Origin of the sequence: Bifidobacterium jacchi (assembly GCF_009078285.1) — a bacterium.
Taxonomy (GTDB): Bacteria; Actinomycetota; Actinomycetes; order Actinomycetales; family Bifidobacteriaceae; genus Bifidobacterium; species Bifidobacterium jacchi.
Map to the genome: position 1 here is coordinate 137,117 of NZ_RQSP01000002.1, position 19,050 is coordinate 156,166.

11 protein-coding genes are annotated in these 19,050 nt (G+C 63.1%); 6 read left to right on the top strand and 5 right to left on the bottom strand.

Annotated features, from left to right (window positions below; all coding sequences use genetic code 11):
- Positions 1-4: 4 nt before the first annotated feature.
- Positions 5-2,278: a serine/threonine-protein kinase gene (locus tag EHS19_RS01130; RefSeq protein WP_151915946.1), complete on the bottom strand. Its 2,274-nt coding sequence runs from the start codon at positions 2,276-2,278 to the stop codon at positions 5-7.
- Between the two features lie 390 nt (positions 2,279-2,668).
- On the opposite strand from EHS19_RS01130, the gene EHS19_RS01135 reads away from it, so the two are divergent.
- Together EHS19_RS01135 and EHS19_RS01140 are read left to right on the top strand one after the other, a co-directional pair.
- Positions 2,669-3,796, top strand: coding sequence for an ABC transporter ATP-binding protein (locus EHS19_RS01135; protein ID WP_151915947.1), 1,128 nt, complete (start codon positions 2,669-2,671; stop codon positions 3,794-3,796).
- A 511-nt stretch (positions 3,797-4,307) separates the two neighbouring features.
- On the top strand, positions 4,308-5,765 hold the full coding sequence (locus EHS19_RS01140; protein ID WP_151915948.1) for a DUF4032 domain-containing protein: 1,458 nt from the start codon (positions 4,308-4,310) through the stop codon (positions 5,763-5,765).
- 813 nt (positions 5,766-6,578) lie between these two features.
- Here the strand turns inward: EHS19_RS01140 and rlmB are convergent.
- The gene (rlmB, locus tag EHS19_RS01145; RefSeq protein ID WP_151915949.1) at positions 6,579-7,574 is read right to left on the bottom strand and encodes a 23S rRNA (guanosine(2251)-2'-O)-methyltransferase RlmB; all 996 of its coding nucleotides are present in this window, start codon (positions 7,572-7,574) and stop codon (positions 6,579-6,581) included.
- Positions 7,575-7,772: 198 nt separating this feature from the next.
- Here rlmB and EHS19_RS01150 point away from each other — a divergent pair, with 198 nt between their 5' ends.
- Both EHS19_RS01150 and EHS19_RS01155 read left to right on the top strand, forming a co-directional pair.
- Complete coding sequence (locus tag EHS19_RS01150; protein ID WP_151915950.1) at positions 7,773-8,987, top strand: acyltransferase domain-containing protein; 1,215 nt, start codon at positions 7,773-7,775, stop codon at positions 8,985-8,987.
- 305 nt (positions 8,988-9,292) lie between these two features.
- Positions 9,293-12,286, top strand: coding sequence for a cation-translocating P-type ATPase (locus EHS19_RS01155; RefSeq protein WP_151915951.1), 2,994 nt, complete (start codon positions 9,293-9,295; stop codon positions 12,284-12,286).
- Positions 12,287-12,440: 154 nt separating this feature from the next.
- Here the strand turns inward: EHS19_RS01155 and EHS19_RS01160 are convergent, their stop codons facing one another.
- Both EHS19_RS01160 and dcd read right to left on the bottom strand, forming a co-directional pair.
- Positions 12,441-13,832, bottom strand: a complete 1,392-nt coding sequence (locus EHS19_RS01160) for a DUF4854 domain-containing protein (protein WP_151915952.1) — start codon at positions 13,830-13,832, stop codon at positions 12,441-12,443.
- Between the two features lie 237 nt (positions 13,833-14,069).
- Positions 14,070-14,651 (bottom strand): dCTP deaminase, encoded by a 582-nt coding sequence (gene dcd / locus EHS19_RS01165; RefSeq protein WP_151915953.1) that lies wholly within the window; start codon positions 14,649-14,651, stop codon positions 14,070-14,072.
- A gap of 515 nt (positions 14,652-15,166) precedes the next feature.
- Here dcd and EHS19_RS01170 point away from each other — a divergent pair.
- Positions 15,167-16,099 carry an alpha/beta hydrolase gene (locus EHS19_RS01170; protein WP_151915954.1) on the top strand — a complete coding sequence of 311 codons (933 nt, stop codon included), beginning with the start codon at positions 15,167-15,169 and terminating at the stop codon, positions 16,097-16,099.
- Between the two features lie 19 nt (positions 16,100-16,118).
- Here the strand turns inward: EHS19_RS01170 and EHS19_RS01175 are convergent, their stop codons facing one another.
- Complete coding sequence (locus EHS19_RS01175) at positions 16,119-18,221, bottom strand: cation:proton antiporter (RefSeq protein WP_151915955.1); 2,103 nt, start codon at positions 18,219-18,221, stop codon at positions 16,119-16,121.
- Between the two features lie 228 nt (positions 18,222-18,449).
- Here EHS19_RS01175 and EHS19_RS01180 point away from each other — a divergent pair, with 228 nt between their 5' ends.
- Entirely contained in the window at positions 18,450-18,962 is a 513-nt protein-coding gene (locus EHS19_RS01180; RefSeq protein WP_151915956.1) for a nucleoside deaminase, read from the top strand.
- The last annotated feature ends 88 nt before the right edge of the window (positions 18,963-19,050 follow it).

The following is a 19,050-nucleotide window of genomic DNA, read 5'->3' on the forward strand; positions in this document are numbered from 1 at the left end:
CGGATCACATCAGCGGCTGCCAGTCGATGCCGTTGCCGGTCGCCGCCATCGTGATGCCGGCGATCATCACCGCCGCCCACACGATCAGCATCGCGATGTCGCGTATCGACAGATGCGCCCCGCCGGTCGCGTCCAACGGCTGCGCGGTGCGCGGCGCATCAAGCGATGCCCCGGTGCGCAGCGCACCCATGCCGAACTGTGCCGCGGACGGCGGAAACAGCAGCATCGCGGCCAGCCAGCCCACGCCGCAGCCTATCGCACAGCCAATGCCGCATCCCGACGACGGCGAACCGGCGGGCAGCGGAATCGCCATGCCGCCAACCGTCGCATTCGTAGTCGGCAAACCGGCCAACAGTGTTGCGAGAATGATGATCAGCGTCATCAAACCGGCCATCAGCACGCCTCGCGCTGCCGCCTGACCAAGCGCGCGAGCCAGCCGCAATGGCAGCGATCCCAACGACAACAGCAGATCCGATGCCTTGCGACCGCCGCCACGCCGCCATTCACGCCTCAACTGCGGCTCGACGCCATAGCCCACCGCACTCAGCACCCAGACCAGCATGGTCGCGATGATCAGTGCAATGATCGGCATATTTGAGGCCAATGCGGCGATTGGCAGCGATGCCAGCAACGTCGGTGCCACGCCGCCGTGCCGTATGCGCGCGCGGGCGGCGTCAACCGGATGCGGCGCGTATGGGTTGGGCGCGTATTGGCTTGGTTCGTATTGGTCGGGCGCGTACTGGGTTGGCGCATGCTGCGGCGGTGCGTATTGGGTGGCCGGCGTGGGCGGCTGGACGGGCGCTGTCTGGCGGGCGGGAGCCACTACGGTGGGTGCCGCCGGAGTCAGCGTTGCTTCGGTGGGCGCCTGCCGGGCGAGAAACGCGGGCACGTTCCCTCCGCCCTCCGAGGCGACGCGTGGCTGCATTGCGACCGTCGCCGGTGTGGACATCATCGTGGTCTGCTGCGGCATGATGGCATCGCTCGACGCCGGCGTTTGCGTCGCTGCCACTACCGCTGTCGGTACCGACGATGCTGCCGATACCGCCGCTGCTGGCGCCAAGTCGGATGCCGGATATGCGATCGTTCGCGGTTCGGCGCTGTCTTGCGGATATGCGCTGACCGCAACGGTGCCGACGGCATCGTCGGGAACATCGTTGGCGGCACCGCCCACGGTATCGCCTACAACATCAGTGCGCGGCTCGCTGCGCCACAGCGACCTCGGATTGTCGAGGTCGGGTTCGTCAAAAGGGCGCATCACCCCGGTGCGGTCATCTGCCGTTGCATTCGCTGGATTCGCTGGTATCGCCGGTGCCGCCGGCGTAGCTGGTATCGCCGGCGCCGCCGAGGTGCCGGGCTTGGGCGGAATCGGCGGTGCGAGAATGCCGCCGTTGTCGTTGTCATTCCCGCTGTTTGCGTTATCGCTGCCATCATTCCATGCAAATGGATTCAATGCATCCACGGCGATCGCATGCAGCAGCTGCTCCGGCGAGCAGCGCCGCCGTCGATCGGGATCAAGCGCGGCGCGAAACGCGGCCATCGTTCGTGCAGGCAGCCCAGCCAGATGGGCGTTGCCGCTCGCCGCGCGCTCCAGAACCGCCATCATCGGCTTCGTGCCGAACACCGGCGTGCCGGTCGCCGCGAACGCGAGCACCGACGCGACCGACCACCAATCGGTCGTCTCATCCGACTCGGCTCCCTCGATGATCTCCGGCGCAATGAAGCCCGGCGTGCCCATCACCAGACCGGTACGCGTCACATGGCTCTCGCCCTCGCCCATGGCAATGCCGAAATCCACCAGAACCGGTCCCGAGGCCGAAACCATCACATTCGTCGGCTTGATGTCGCGATGCACGATGCCGGCCGCATGCACCGCCCGCACCGCCTCGATGAGCTTGCGGGCGAGACGCTCCAGATCATCGCCCACATAGCGGCCGTTCGCCGCCACGTCCTCGCGCAGATTGCGCCCCTCGATCAGCTCGGTTACGATGAACGCCAGCGAATCGTCCAACTCCATGTCGACGATCGCGCACACGCCCGGATGATTCACCTTCTTCAGCGCCATCGCCTCACGACGCAGACGCTCGCGTGCGGTGACCTGCTGATCGTCCGGCTCGCCCTCGGCAAGCGAATCGCGCAGTATCTTCATCGCGTACTGCTGCCCGCCATCGTCGCGCACGCGCCATACCGAACCCATCGCGCCGGAACCGAGACGCGACATCAGCGTGTAGCCGCCCACAACCTCCCCGGGCTCAAGATTCAACGCAGTCACATCGCTCATAGCCCTTAGTGTAGCGCCAAAGCAGCGCCGCGCGCGGGGTGTGGCAGAGCGCCTGGCAGGGCGTGGGGCGAAGAGCCGGGCGAAGGCGTGTGAATTGCATCACAAAACCGCCAAAACCGCCCGCTGCAACGCCATGTGACGCCATATGGCGCCATATGAAACGCCGAGAGCGAAAACGGCGATTGGCAGTGGTGAGGTCGCCGTGTATAGTGTTGCAAAGATTCAGCGGAAACGAACCCGCGGAGTCGGCAAAAAAGTAAACGCTGTGGTTTGCAAGGAGCTGCGGTCCGTATTGGTGCGGGCGGCGGCGCGGCGCCGGTCATGGCAACCGAAGTAATCCCTTTACTACGGATCGTGAGACACGTACCTGTCTCTGAAAGGATGAATATCATGGCAGAAGTTGTTTTCGACCATGTCACTCGTATCTACCCGGGCAACGACAAGCCGTCGGTGGATGATCTGAATCTGGATATCAAGGACGGCGAGTTCCTGGTGCTGGTCGGCCCCTCCGGCTGCGGTAAGTCCACCACGCTGCGCATGCTCGCTGGCCTGGAAGAGGTCAACAAGGGCCGCATCCTCATCGGTGGCAAGGATGTCACCACGATGCAGCCGAAGGACCGCGACATCGCCATGGTCTTCCAGAACTACGCGCTGTACCCGCACATGACCGTCGCCGACAACATGGGCTTCGCCCTGAAGATCGCCGGCACCCCGAAGGAGGAGATCCGCAAGCGCGTCGAGAAGGCCGCTCAGATCCTCGACCTGACCGAGTACCTGGACCGCAAGCCGAAGGCTCTGTCCGGCGGCCAGCGTCAGCGTGTCGCCATGGGCCGTGCAATCGTCCGTCAGCCGAAGGTCTTCCTCATGGATGAGCCGCTGTCGAACCTCGACGCCAAGCTCCGTGTCCAGACCCGTACCCAGATCGCCGCTCTGCAGCGTCAGCTGGGTGTCACCACCCTGTACGTGACCCACGATCAGACCGAGGCTCTGACGATGGGCGATCGCATTGCCGTCATCAAGCTCGGCATCCTGCAGCAGGTCGGCGCTCCGACCGAGCTGTACGATCGTCCGGCCAACGTCTTCGTCGCCGGCTTCATCGGCTCCCCGTCGATGAACCTGAACACCCACCCGGTGGTCAACGGCAAGGCGAAGATCGGCGAGGACACCGTGGATCTGCCGGCCGAGGCCGTCAACAAGCTCACCCCGGAGGACGGCGGCAAGATCGTCGTCGGCTTCCGTCCCGAGGATGCCTCGCTGGCCGCCTCCGACGATCCGAACGCCTTCTCGCTGAAGGTCGTCAACGTCGAGGATCTGGGCTCCGACGGCTACATCTACGGCAACATCATCACCGATGGTTCCGCCGCTGAGGCCTCGCAGGTCATGTCCGACCAGAACAAGCTCACCACGATTCGTGTGAACCCGCGCGTGCTTCCGAAGATCGGTGCGGTCGTCAAGATCAAGATCGATCCGTCCAAGATGCACCTGTTCGCTCCGTCGACCGAGCTGCGTCTCAACTAGTAGATACTTGGCGGAGCTGCTGTTGTGTTGCGGCTCCGCCAACCATGTGATTCGGTTTCTTCCTCTCTTTTAGCCGAATCGCGAAAGGCCTCGCATAGCTGCGGGGCCTTTTGTTTTTATACGCGGCCTCCGATCCTCGGCTAAGCCTCGGCTAAGCCGATGGCCTGTCTTGTAATTGGCTGAGTGGTGCTGGTCCGCGAAGCGGGGCCGGGGCGGGGGAGCGAGCCATTGGTGTTTGCTGCACTGGCGTATTGGTTGCCAATTGGCAACCATCGGCCAAGTATGGATCGTTGATATACCGCCGTTTATGGTTTTCTGGTTGGTTGCCAATCGGCAACCAACATGCCAGTGCCCTGAACGGTGCCCATTGCCCTGCGCCGATGGACCCGCGACGGAAGATCGTTGACTGTGTTCCGCAGCTCCTGTCACCCGCCGGGCGGTGGTCGCTCGTGAGGGCGGAGGGCGGTTCGTAACCTGCTGTTTTTCTTGGTTGTTGGTAGCATCTGTTGATATGGAAGTTACTGAGATGCCAAAGATGGACCCGCGCGCGCTACAGGCCACCTCGGTGAAGGTGGAGGACGAATCGCCGCTCAACCCCGAGCCGCAGGCGCTGCGGATCACCGCCGCAAGCTCGAATCCCAAGATGTTCACGCTGCCGTGGGAGAAGCCGCTCGCCACTTGGCCGACCGAACTGCTCGCCAACCTTCCGCGAGGCATCTCCCGACATGTGGTGCGTTTCGTGCACGTCGGCGACGAAGTGTACGCGATGAAGGAGATCACCAGGCAGGTCGCCGAACGCGAGTATGAGCTGCTGCGGCGGCTGCAGAAGCTGGAGCTGCCCACGGTCACGCCCATTGCCGTGGTGACCGGTCGGCATACCCGGGATGGTGAGCCGCTGGAATCGATTCTGGTGACCAGGCATCTCAAATTCTCGCTGCCGTATCGTGCGCTGTTCGCCCGCAATCTGCGTGCCGACACGGCTGAGCGACTGATCGATGCGCTTGCCGTGCTGCTGGTGCGGCTGCATCTGGCCGGCTTCTACTGGGGTGATGTGTCGCTGTCGAACGTGCTGTTTTTGCGTGATGCTGACGCGTTCTCCGCGTTCCTGGTCGATGCCGAGACCGGTGATCTGCATGTGAACCTGACCGAAGGCCAGCGTGAATACGATATCGATCTGGCGCGCACGAACATTATCGGCGAGCTTATGGATCTGGCTTCCGGTCGGCTGCTACCCAGCGATGTGGATGAGATCGAAGTGGGCAACCGACTGGTGGAGCGCTATCACTCGCTGTGGAGCGCGCTGACCGATACCGACAAGTTCGGCCCGGACGAGATGTGGAAGATCGAGAAGCGCGTCAACAAGCTCAATGAACTGGGCTTTGACGTTGACGAGCTGGAGATGAAAACCGCCGAGGATGGCAAGCGCGTGCTGGTGCGCCCGCGCGTGGTCGATGCAGGATATGCGTCGCGCAAGCTGCTGCGGCTTACCGGCCTGGATGTGCAGGAGAATCAGGCTCGTCGGCTTTTGAACGATCTGGATGCCTACCGTGCTTCGACGTGGCGTGAGGGCGAGGATCTGGAGATCGTGGCGACCGATTGGATGCGTGAGGTCTATGAGCCGACGGTGCGCATGATTCCGCGCGAATACCGTTCGCAGATCGAGCCGGCGCAGTTCTTCCACGAGGTGCTTGACCACCGTTGGTTCCTTGCGGAGAAGGCCGGGCATGATGTGCCGATGGCCGAAGCCGTGGCGAGCTACATCGATCAGGTGCTGCCGAACTACAAGCTGGATTCCAAGGCCGTTGCGGAATTGAACGCCGAAGCGGATGCCGGCGTGGTCGATGACGAGGCCACGTTCAACACCTACAACAATGGCGTGTTCGACGAGGACGGCAATCCCGCTCATCTCAAGGACGATGACGACTACAACCCCGACGACGATCCCGACGCGGCGGTGTGGAGCCACTAATACCCCTGTCATCATGCCACTGTCATTCTGAGAGGAGTCCGCAGGGCGGGGTCGAAGGCTCTCATGTGTTGCCATTGCGCAGGCTGAGGTCCTTCGACTCGCTGCGCTCGCTCAGAATGACGTTGAAAGCGTGGCGCTCGCTCAGAATCACGCAGCTGTTTATTCGAGGCTGTCGGTCGCCATGTTCCTTCCTAAGCCACACTTATCGTAATAAGTGTGGCTTAGGAAGGAACATGGCGATGGATAACGATGGACGAATCAGAGACTTCTGCTGTTTTCGTGGGTTCGATGGTTTGGCACTGGAGAGAGGCGCGAGAGGGGCGCTGCTTTAGCGCCTTTCTTAGCGCAAGGATTTCTCGGGGAAAACGGCCATCTCGTAAAATCCTTGCGCAAAGAGGGCCGTTAGCGCAAGGATTTCTCGCAAAGAAGGGGAACTTCGTAGAATCCTTGCGCTGGGACAAGGCTTAGCGCAAAGATTCTACGAGCTCAAGGAGGATTCCGAAAAATCCTAGCGCAAAGCAAGTGCAAGCGAGTGTGTTGCCAGCCATGCAATCGTTTGTGATCGGTCACAATTGATCGCATGGATATAAGATGCGTTGAAAACCGCGCACGTGACGTGTTTTGACCGGTTACATGGGGATGCCTGGCGACGTGTCTGGTGCGGCTTGTAGCCACGCGATGAAAAATCGGCCTGTTTTTTCATCGCGTGGCTGTGTCAGGGTCTGTGTCAGGGCCCTGTGCCAGTGTCCTGTGCGCGATCAGCGCAACCAGCGCACAATCCAAGCGGCCATCCCAGGCGACCAATCCAGGCGATTACGCCTTCGCGCCGGCTTCGCGACGGGCGCGCGCCACCGCATACAGACTGATGCCGGCGGCAACCGAAGCGTTCAGCGACTCGACCATGCTGGAAATCGGAATGCCCGCGATCGAATCACATGCCTCGCGAACCAGACGACTTAGCCCGCTGCCTTCGGAACCGAGCACCACCACCAGCGGATCGGTTTCGAATCCGGTTTCGCCGACCAGCTTGTCGCCGCCGCCGTCGAGACCGACCACGTAGTAGCCGCGTTCCTTCATGCCCTCGATCGCCTTGGTCAGATTCACGACGCGCGCGACCGGCATATGCGCCGCAGCGCCTGCGGACACCTTCCACGCGGCCGCCGTCACCGAGGCGGAGCGACGCTCCGGCAGAATAACGCCGTTGGCGCCGAACGCGGCCGCCGAGCGGATCACCGCGCCGAGGTTCTGCGGATCGGTCACGCCATCCAAAGCGATGAACAGTGGTCGCGCCGCAATACGAGCCGCGGCGGACGATGCCGCTTCCATGGCCGCGGCCTTCTTCTCCGCGCGCTCCACCAGATCGTGCAGCGACGAATACTGATACGGATCGACCTTGAGAATCACGCCCTGATGGTTGCCGGAGCGCGCGATGCGATCCATCTCCAAGCGGTCCGCCTCAAGCATGTGCAGCCCGTTGGCGCCGGCGATCTTCACGATTTCGCGGGTGCGATCGTCGTGCTCGATGCGCGAAAGAATGTACAGCGTGGTGGCGGGAACGCCGACGCGCAGCGCTTCGAGCACCGAATTGCGGCCGAACACCAGATCGGTGGTGTCGGCTGATGCGAACTTGTCCGCGCGACGCCGCGCCGCCAGACGCGGATCCGAACGCATGCGCCGTTCGGCGGCCTGCTTTGCCGCGTGCGCCTTGTGATACACGCGATCCTCGGCCTTGGGCGTCGGCCCGCGGCCCCTCAGCTTATTGCGATGCTTGCCACCCGACCCCTTGGTCGGTCCTTTTTTCATAACCATAGGTGCCATTGTCCCAGACCCCCAACCCAAATCCGCGCGCATCCGCAAATCCCCGCCGCCCCGCCGCTACGCCGACTCGCCGTGCAGGCGTGCATTTGCACCATATATGAGGCATGTCAGCCGCTGTTGTCTCAGGCCGCAACGTATCATGGACGAAGGTGCAAACGAAGACGTTGGCACATGGCAGGGGGTTGGAAGATGAGTGGCATCAGCAGTAGCAGTGGCGGTTTTACGATAGACGGCGTATATGTCAACGACGGTAATGACAACGATTTCGCTTTGTGCGCACGCTATTTCGGCATGACGCGCGATTTCTACGAGCAGGCGCGCATTGCGCTTGACTGGCTGCGTGGCGATATGCTCGGCGGGGCGATGCTCGACGAGGCCCGCACCATGGTGATTCGCGATCGGGACGCGCGTTCCGCGGCCGAGCAGTGCGCCCGCATCCGGTCGTATATGCTGGTGTTCCAGCCGGGCGCGGTTGACATGGCGCTGGCTGCGGTCATGGTCGAGTGCCTTCCGTATTCCGTCAAGCGCATGCTTGCCGCCGGGGTGCAGGATGACGTGGTCGAGGCGACGCTGCGCGATTTCTCCATATGGGCGCAGGTGTATCGGCAGCGGTACGGCCGCGACGGCATCGGCGAGACCGAATGGAATCTGCTGTCGCTGACTGGCCGGATTCTGCGGTTCGGTCGGTTGCAGTACGAAACGAAGGTGTTCACCGACCCGTATGTCGTGTATCGCGATCTGGTCAGCGACGCGTTGACGATTCTTGCGCTCGGCGGCCAGCATGAGGGTGCTGATGGTAGGCCGGCCGCGGATTGCGTGCATGGTTCGGCGGATTGCGCGCATGGTTCGGCTGTGGCAGCCGATTCGGCTGATTCGGCTGATTCGGCTGGGTTCGTGACCCGTCTGGAATCGCTCGACGGCGTGGTGACCGGCAATCGGGTCGATCCCGTTCGCGGCGTTGTCACGCGCGATCCAGTGCGGATCGATCTGCATGATGTCGAACTGCTGCTGGCGCCGGGAATGACGGTGACTGGCATTCATATTCCCGCAGACGGCCCGTTGGATGACGATGAAGTCACGCAATCGCTTGCTGAGGCTTCCCGTCGACTCGGTCGGCTCGGCAGAGGAACCGTTGTGGGCGTATGCGACAGCTGGCTGATGGATGCCGCCTTGGAGCGGTTCTGCCCGGCCGACGGCAATATCGTGCGGTTTATGCGGCGATTCCTGCGCTATCCGATCCATGCCGCCCATCCGATGATCATTGAGCGCGTGTTCGGCTGGGGCGCCGATTCGCTCGCCATCGACGAATTGCCGGAGCGCAGCAGTCTGCAGCGTCGGCTGAAGGCGTATCTTGCCGAAGGCGGACACGTGCAGGATGCCGGCGGCCTGATTATTATGGGATGATTCCTGTGATGCTGCTCCTGTGATTGGTGATTGCGAGGATGATTCCTCGGATTGCTGATTGCTGATTATTGGTTGCTGATTGTTGATAACGCCTGTTTGTTGGCGAATCGTGAAAACCGGACGACATGCCCACGCGTGTCCGTGGCGCGTCACAGGGGTTATGAAATAATGTCATCGTACGCATCTGACGCGTTTGCGTCCGGTGCCCATAACCGCGCAGTCTTGCCGCGGCCGACCGGGGGAGGGGACGAACTCGCGACGCTGCGAGGGCTGACTACTCCGCGGCTATACCAAGGAGAATCATCATGGTTGATCGTACGAAGGATCAATCCAAGGCGTCCACGATGAGTGAGGATGCCGTTTCAGAGGAAGTGCGCGCCCAGCAGGCGCTGCTGAAGGATGCCGACCCGTCGCTGACCGATGCGGCCGAGGTCGCCAAGGCGCTGAACGTCGATACCGCCACCGGCCTGACCGCCGCCGAGGCGAAGCGTCGTCTGGAGAAGTTCGGCCCCAATGAGCTGGCCAGCGCGCCGCCGGTGCCGAAGTGGAAGAAGTTCCTGGCGCAGTTCCAGGACCCGCTCGTCTATCTGCTGCTCGTCGCCACCGCGATCTCGGTGGTCGCATGGTTCATCGAACGCGCCAACACGCCGGGGGCCGGCGAGCCGGTGCCGTTCGACGCTCTGGTGATCGTGCTCATTCTGATCGTCAACGCCGTGCTCGGCTACATTCAGGAGGCCCGCGCCGAACAGGCCGTGGCCGCGCTCGCGCAGATGACCGCGCCGCAGACCGCGGTGCTGCGTGACGGCAAAGTCATGCATATCAACACCACCGAGGTCGTGCCGGGCGATATCGTCGTACTCGGCGAAGGCGACACGGTTTCGGCGGACGGCCGCCTGTTCGCCGCCGCGTCGCTGCGCATCGCCGAGGCGAGCCTGACCGGCGAATCGGTGCCGGTCGGCAAGAAGCCCGAGACACTCGCCGAAGCCAAGGCGCTGGGCGATCGGTCCAACATGATCTTCAACGGCACGTCCGTCACGCAGGGCACCGGCCGTGCGATCGTCACCGGCACCGGCATGAACACGCAGGTCGGCAAGATCGCCGACATGCTCGCCGCCACCGACGACGAAGCCACGCCGCTACAGAAGGAAATGGCTCACGTTTCCAAGATCCTCGGCCTCGCCGTGTGTATTATCGCCGTGGTTGTGCTTGCGGCACTCGCCATCACGCAGGGCTTCCACTCCGTGCACGACATCATCGATTCGCTGCTGCTGGCCGTTTCGCTGGCCGTCGCCGCCGTGCCGGAGGGCCTGGCCGCAATCCTGACCGTGGTGCTCGCGCTTGGCGTGCAGCGCATGGCCAAGCACAACGCGATCGTCAAGAAGCTGTCCTCCGTCGAAACGCTTGGCTCCGCATCCGTGATCTGCTCCGACAAGACCGGTACGCTCACGCGCAACGAGATGACCGTCGAGCGTGTGGTCACGCCGTCCGGCGAGGTTCAGATCACCGGCACCGGCTACGCGCCGGAAGGCCGCATGGTCATGGTCGGCGCGGCTGACGGCGATCTTGCCGTTCCCGTCGACGTCTCCACTGAAGTGATGGCGACGCTGGGTGCCGGCACGCTTGCCAATGACGGCGATCTTCGTCAGGAAGGCGGAAAGTGGACCGCAATCGGCGATCCGACCGAGGTTTCGCTGATCGTCGCCGCCCGCAAGGTGCACGCCGATCGCAAGTATGCGAACTTCGAGCGCGTGGCCGAGGTTCCGTTCACCTCCGAGCGCAAGCGCATGGCGATCGTCGCCAAGGACAACGCCGACGCCGGCAACCTGACCGTCTTCGCCAAGGGCGCTCCCGACGTGCTGCTCAGCTACTGCACGCGCATCGCCGTCGGCGGCGCGGTCCGTCCGCTCACCGAAGGCGACCGTCAGACGATTCTGGCGACCGTCGAAAAGCTGTCCAGCGAAGCCTACCGTACCTTGGGTCAGGCCTATCGTCCGCTGGGTGTGTCCTCGCTGGCCGCAGTGCCGGGCATCAAGGCGAACGCCGCCGGACAGGTGACCGATATCGCCGAACAGTCCGATACGATCGAATCCGACCTGATCTGGGCCGGCATGGTCGGCATCATCGATCCGCCGCGCACCGAAGTGCGTGACTCGGTCGCCGAAGCGCATCGCGCCGGCATCCGCACGGTCATGATCACCGGCGACCACCCGCTGACCGCCGCGCGCATCGCCACCGATCTGGGCATCATCGACAAGGGCGGCAAGGCCCTTACCGGCGACCAGCTCGACGCATTGGCCGCGCAGGGCGACGACGCATTCGACAAGGCGACCTCCGAAGTGTCCGTCTACGCGCGCGTCGCTCCCGAGCACAAGCTCAAGATCGTCGAATCGCTGCAGCGCCAGGGCAACATCGCCGCCATGACCGGCGACGGCGTCAACGACGCCCCGGCCGTCAAATCCGCCGACATCGGCGTGGCGATGGGCATCACCGGCACCGAGGTCACGAAGGAATCCGCGAAGATGATTCTCGCGGACGACAACTTCTCCACCATCGTCGCCGCTGTGCGCGAAGGCCGCGTGATCTTCGACAACATTCGCAAGTTCCTGCGCTACCTGCTGAGTTCCAACGTGGGCGAGGTGTTCACCGTGTTCGGCGGCGTCATGCTCGCAGGTGTGCTCGGCATCACCCAGCCTGGCTCTGCAGGCGTCACCGTGCCGCTGCTCGCCACGCAGTTGTTGTGGATCAACCTGCTCACCGATGCCGCGCCGGCGCTCGCGATGGGTGTCGACCCGCAGACCGACGATGTGATGGCTCGCAGGCCGCGTCGCCTGACCGACCGCGTGATCGACAAGGACATGTGGGTTGACATCGCGTTCATCGGTCTGATCATGGCCGCCGTGACGCTGATCGGCATGGATATGCACCTCGCCGGCGGCCTGTTCACCGACCGTTCCGTCGACGCGCTCGGCCACGATGCGCAAATGGTGGAGGCCCGCACGATGGGCTTCACGATCCTCGTGTTCGCGCAGCTGTTCAACGCGATCGCCTCGCGTTCGGCCCGCCAGTCGGCGTTCGTTGGCCTGTTCTCGAACAAGTGGCTGTGGGGTGCGATCGGCATTTCGATTCTGCTTCAGGTCGTGGTGATCTATGTGCCGTTCCTCAACGAGGCCTTCGGCACGACGCCGCTTGACTTCACGGCGTGGATCGAGTGCATCTGCCTTGCGGCCGTGGTGCTCGTCGCCTCCGAGATCTACAAGGCGATCATGCGCGCGGTTGACAGCCGCAAGCAGCTCGCCTAAAGCAGCTCGCCTGAGATAGCACCATAAACTGAACATAAGAATTCCCGGGACGGAAGCATTTCCGTACCGGGAATTCTGTTCCTTGCTGTAACCGACTTTCCTTGCTGTAACCGAACTCAGGTTTGGCAGTTCAGCTGCTGCGATTCAGTGTCTGTCAGTCGTTTGACGAGTCAGACGAATTTGACGAATCCGACGACGAGCCCCACGGGTCGGAGCTGAACGGGTTCGACGAATCGTCGGACGACGAATCCGACGTGTCCGCATCGGCGGGAGTGTACGTCGTGTCCGTCACCGTCTTGCCGCTTTCCGTGACCATGTGCAGGCGGATCTTCGCGCCGGACTTCGTCGCGACCAGACGATCCAGAGTCTTCGCAAGTGTGCCGTACATGCGCTTGATGCTGGAGCTGTTGTAGACATCATCCATCGAATCGGACGCATAGGAGTCGGGAACGGTCATGTTCATCACGAGCGTGTCACCATCCGCCTCCACGCTCATCTTCATGCCGGAGGTGCCGGATTCACCCATCTGCGATTCAAGCTCTTGCTTGACTTCCGGCGACTTCACATACTCCTCCATCGACGAGTACATCTTGCCGCTGGAGTTGTTCGAGCTGTTGCTGTTGTCGGATTTGTTGTTGGAGTTGCTGTCGGAATCCGAACCGCCATTGTTGGAATTGTTGGAATTGCCGCCGTTGTTCTTGTTCGTCGTCTGCGACTGGGTGGTGGAGTTCTTCGCCTCGTCCTTGCCCTTGTTGTTGGCGACGAGATACCAGGTCACGCCGGCGATGATCGCGATCACCGCCACGATCGCCACCACAATGGCCACGATCTTGCCGGTGTTGCTCTTCTGCGGCTGCTGTGCAAACGGTGCGCCACCGTATTGCGGCCCCTGCGGCCCCTGCGGACCGTACCCCTGCGGTCCTTGCGGGCCATACGGCGGATTCGGCTCTCCGCCGAACGCAGGCTGCCCATATGCCGCCCCATTGGGCGCATTCTGGCCCTGCGGCCCGTTGAACGACATCTGCGGATCGAGTACCGTTGACTGGTCTGGCGCGCCATACGCGGACGCTCCTGCCGCTCCTGCCGCTTCCGCAGCTCCCGCTGCTCCCGGCGCGACAGGCGCAGCCCCGCCCTGCGCGTAGGAAGAGTACGGCTGCCCGGGCTGATATTCCGCGTTCGGCCCGTTCTGCCCGAATTCCGGACCGTTGCCGTATGCGTTGTTCTGATTGTCGAACTGGTATCCGTCGTTACCGGTCGGCTGGTTGGGCTGCGGCCACGACTGTGTGGGCAGCGCCTGCGTCGGCATGGTTTCCGTGGGCGGCATCGACTGAACGGGGAGCGCCTGCGTCGGCGCGGTTCCCGGTTGGAATTCCTGCGGTCCTGCGTAGGGGTTCTGCTGCGGATACTGTTGGTTGGGTGCGGGCTGCTGCGCGTACGGCTGAGCATATCCGCCGCCGTTCGGCTGCTGTGGATACTGCTGATACTGATTCGGGTCGTAGGGCTGTTGTCCGGACGGTGGCGTGGGCTGGTATTCGTTGTTGGACATGAAATTCCCCTTCGCGATTTCTCATTTGCATAATCCTCATTGAATTATTACGAATATGATAGCGCTCCGCCTTGCGCGCTGTCTATTGAACAACTCGTATATGATTGCGCGACCGTATGCAACCCTGGTCACAGGGAGCGCCCCGCTCCTTGTGACCACCCTGCAAAACCCTTGATTTATCAACATTTATAATACATCGGTCACAGGGCGCGGGCGCTCCCTGTGACCGAAGGCCGGTCAGTCGTTGACGTCGGCCTTGTAGAAGTTGATGTACGAGCGGCTGGGGGTGGGGCCACGCTGACCCTGATAGTGCGAGCCGGTGCCTTTGGAGCCATATGGGTGTTCGGCCGGGGAGCTCAGCTGGAAGAAGCACATCTGACCGATCTTCATGCCGGGCCACAGCTTGACCGGCAGCGTCGACACGTTGCTCAGCTCAAGGGTGATGTGCCCTTCAAAGCCGGGGTCGATGAATCCGGCCGTCGAATGCGTGAGGATGCCAAGCCGGCCGAGCGAGCTTTTGCCTTCGAGCCGTGCGGCGATCGTGGCGTCGAGTTTGACGTACTCCCACGTTGAGCCGAGCGCGAATTCGCCCGGATGCAGAATCCACGGCTCGTCGGACTTCACCTCGAACTGTTCGGTGAGCGCACCTTGGTTTTCCGCCGGGTCCACATAGGTGTAGGCGTGGTTGTTGAACAGGCGGAAGAAGCGGTCCAGACGCACGTCGATTGAGGCGGGCTGCACCATTTCCGGGGTCCAGGGATCGAGCGAGATATGGCCGTCGGCCTTGGCGGCGAGGATATCGCGATCGGACAGCAGCATGACTTCTCCTTGGTGTCGGTGGCGGACGCTGGCCATGATTGTGCACTATGCTCTGCAACCGTAGCCATTTCCATACTGTATTCCAGCCTACCGTCGCGCGACGAAACTCCAGTCACGTGGCGTGCCCCGCTCCCCGTGGCCGAACCCGCTCCCCGTGGCTGAACCCGCTCCCTGTGACCGCCCGGAATGACCCGAGCTGGGGATCGTTCAGATGTGGACCGCTCGGACTCACAGAGTATTTTCAGAAAACGTCAGTGTTGTGCCAAGAAACCGGTGGTTTCATAATAACTGTCAGCTGGAGCTGAACAGGAACCGCAGCTGGTTCCCGAAAACTGAACCCCTTTCTTCTTCTCTCTCCTTTCTCTGCCCCGGCGGTCACCCCGCCGGGGTTTCTTTTTCGCTTCCTCCCAGCAGCGCCGCGCACGCCGCTATTCGTCCCGCAGTCGTGCAGCCGCGCAGTCCCGCAGTTCGGGAAACGTCGCTCCCATAGCGCGGCGTCAACGTATAGTGAGCGCATGGATGCAGCAGCGAGCGCTTATTATCCCGGCGAGTTTCCCGGCGATGCCTCTGGCGATCTTCCCGCGCGCGAACGGCAGGGCCGCATCGAAACCAGCCCAGACGCCGGTCGTATCCGCCACGTCCGCTATTCGCGCGGCGGCGGCGCGGTCGCCCCGACGCATCCGCTGTTCCTCTGTCTGCACGGCTGGGGAGCGAACGAGGACGACATGGCCGATATCATGCGCTATATCGCGCCTTATAACGACTTCGTCTCGCTGCGTGCCCCCTACGAACTGCCAACCGCGTCGGCGCGATCGTCGGTGGATTCGTCGGCGGCTGCGCAATCGTCGGTGGAGCCGCAATCGCCTGCGGCCGCCGCCTCCAGTGCAGCCCATGCTGCCGTCACCGCAGCCAGCGCCGCCCCCGCTGCCGATGCCGGCGCTGCGTCGTCGCTGCCATACCGCCATCGGCAAGCGTTCAGTTGGTTTACGGCACGCCAGCCGTTCGGCGACGATCTCGACCGCGAGGCGTTCCGCGCGGCATCGGCCATCAATGACTGGGTGGCTGCCAATATTCCGGCCGATCGTGCCGTGGTGCCGCTCGGCTTCGCGCAGGGCGCCGCGCTGGCCGTCCACCTGCTACGCATCAATCCGCAGCGATATCGCGCGGCCGTCGCCTTGTCCGGATTCATTGCGCCGGGCGGCGTCACGGGTACCGCTCCGGCTGATGATCGACTGGACCAATACGATATTCCGGTGTTTTTCGCCTATGGCCGCAACGATGCGGTGATTCCGAAGTACGAGCTGTTCGCTGCGGCGGCATGGCTTGAAGAGCATACCTGGCTCACTTCCAAGGGATACCGCACGCTGGACCATGCGGTGAGCATGGAGGAGTTCGCCGATCTGCGCGATTGGCTGCTGACGAACGACATCTCCTCCGGTCTGCTCTGATCGCGCCCGGGCCAGCGCGCTACAGGCTGCTATCCGCGTCCACGCTCATCACGTACACGTTGCGCCGCAGCGTTCGCGCCTGCGCCCTGGTGATGTCGCCCGCCTCGACCATATCCTGGATGATGCCGAGCTCGATCGCGTAGCTTTCGCGCTTCGCGGTTTCCGCCTGTTCGATCGCCTTCGCGCTGACTCCCATGTTCGGTCGCGCTCGCAGCGCCGCTTCGGCCCGTCGATAGTCGAGCAGCAGCGCCGAGCAGTGCTCGGTGTTGTAGGCGCTGCGTCCCATCTCCTCGTACAGGCGGTCGATGACGTGCTCGATCGCGCCCAGCTGCACGATACGCATATGCGCGAAGATCTCGTCGTCGCTGACCAGCGGCGTGGTGCGTCGAAGCTTGCTCCAAGCGCGCCTCGCCAACGTCATCACGCGTCGCTGCAGCGCTCGCGAACGTCCGCGAATCTGCCAGAGCGCGCCACCGGAGTTGCGTTCAACGCTGATGTGGCGCAGCGAGTTCATGATCTGGTCGAGCAGTCGCTCGCACGCCTCGATCTCCAGTCCTCGCTCGGTCGCGGCACCGTCCGCCGCGCCGGCATTCGCCGTCTGCGCTACTCGCTGCTTGCTGGCTGCAAGACGCTGCTTGACATAGTCCTTCTCCCAGCCGAGCGCGTCGATCTGCAGCTGCGCGTAGCCCTGCGGATCGAGTTCGCCGGTACGCTGCTTGAGCCGCGTGATGCGCTTGGTATACGAGTCGATCACCATGAGCAGCGCACGACGGTTGTCCGGGGTGACTCGTCCGGTGAGCTCCTCCACGGTTCGTCGCAGCACCTCGATGGTGATCTCATTGATCTCCTGCGATGCGTCGCCATTGCGATTGGGTGCGATCAGCGGCAGCATGAAGTTGGCGAGCAGCAGCGTCACGATGATGACGCCGGCGGCGATGAAGATCAGCTCGTCGCGCATCGGGAACATTTCGCCGCTCGCCACAAAATAGGGGATGGTGAACATCAGCGACAGCGTGATGGTGCCTTTCGGCCCGCCGAAGGTCATGACCGCTGCCGAACGGATGCGGCTGGCGCTCATCGGCCGACGCATCCGCGTGGCTTCGTCGCGCACCAGTCGCAGCATCGCATACACCCACACAAATCGCATCGCCACCACGACCAGCGACACCAGCGCAATGGCTCCGATCAGCATCGCGTTATCCACGGTCGGGTCCTGCCAACTGGCGCCCATCGCATCCGGCAGCAGCATGCCCAGCAGAATGAACACGGAACCGTTGAGCGTGAACGAAAGCACCCCCCATACGCTGGTCGACACAATGTTCGTCCGCGCCACGTTCGGGCCGATCCCTGTGCGGTCGAATCGCATGAACAAGCCGGCGGCGACCACCGCGAGTATGCCGGAGACATGACCGAGGTCCTCCGCCGCAAGATACAGCAGAAACGGCAGAAACAGCTCCATGAGGATGCGCGTGGTGGTCGTCTCCCAGCCGAACGAGCGAATCGTCTCAAACAGCCAGTTGGCGACGAGCCCGATCATCAGGCCGAACAGCGCGCCGCCGACGAAACTCGTCACCAGTTCGTTCGCCGCCTCGCCGACCTCGAAACGGCCGGTCACCGCCGCCGCGATCGCGAACTGGAATCCGACGATGCCGGAAGCGTCGTTGAACAGCGACTCGCCTTTGAGCACACCCAGCTGCCGCTGTGTCAGCGACGCCTCGCGGCCCAGCGAGCTGACCGCCACGGCATCGGTCGGCCCAAGCGCGGCGCCCAAGGCAAGCGCCGCGGCCAGCGAGATCGTCGGCCAGAGCGCGTGCAGCGCCGCTCCCACGGCGATCATCGTGGCGATTGCCAGACCGATCGCCAGCGACAGCGAGATCTTCAGTGTGCGCAGCAGCGCGCTTTTGTCGATCTCATGCGCCTCCAAATACAGCAGCGGAGCGATGAACAGCACCATGAACAGTTCAGGGCTGAGCGTCACCTCGGGAAAGAACGGCAGCTGGGATGCGATCGCGCCGAGCACGATCTGCACCAGCGGCGTGGATACCTTGGGGATGAAACGACTGATGAACGAGGAGAGCACCACGGCGGCGATGATGCACAGAATCAGTTGGAAAATCGCCATGATGCTCCTGCTTCCCTCGTTGTTCTGCTCCCCGACGCCAACAGACTACCATCGATGCGGTGCCGCGCCGTAACGATTGGCGAACATTTGCAGCAATGGTCGGCGGATTACGTGCGCGGCGGATTGCCGGGCTGGTTGGCGGGCGCTGTGCCGGGTGCTGTGCCGAGCGCAGCGTCGGGTGCGGTGTTGGGCGAGGTGCCAAGCGAATCGTCGCGTAGACTGACAGACATGAGTGATGACGAAGCGATGCGGCGCGCGTTGGCGCTCGCGGCCGAAGCGGCTGCCGATGGTGAGGTCCCGGTGGGAGCGGTCGTACTGGATGCTTCCGGCATGGTGGTGGGCGAGGGCTGCAACGCGCGCGGCCGGGTTGTCGGTGCGCGCGTGCCCGCTGCTGCCGCCGCCGTTGTGCGCGAAGCCGAGGCTGATCCGGTGGCTGATCCGCTCGCCCACGCCGAGGTGGTGGCGATGCGTGCGGCTGCGCATCGGCTTGGCGGCTGGAATCTCGCCGATTGCACGCTGATCGTCACGTTGGAGCCGTGCCCGATGTGTGCCGGCGCATGCGTGCAGACCCACATCGGACGCATCGTGTTCGGCGCATGGGATGCCAAGCTCGGTGCCTGCGGCTCGGTGTGGGACATTCCCCGCGATCCGCATATCGGCCATGTTCCCGAGGTGGTCGGCGGCGTGCGCGAAGCGGACTGCGCGCGGCTGCTCGCTGAGTTTTTCGCCGCTCGACGCTAGTCGGGCGGGTGCTATGCGGCACTTGTGAGTGAGATTCTTTGGTTTTTTTGGGGGGGGGGCTCGTGACTGCTGAAAACGTCTATCTGAA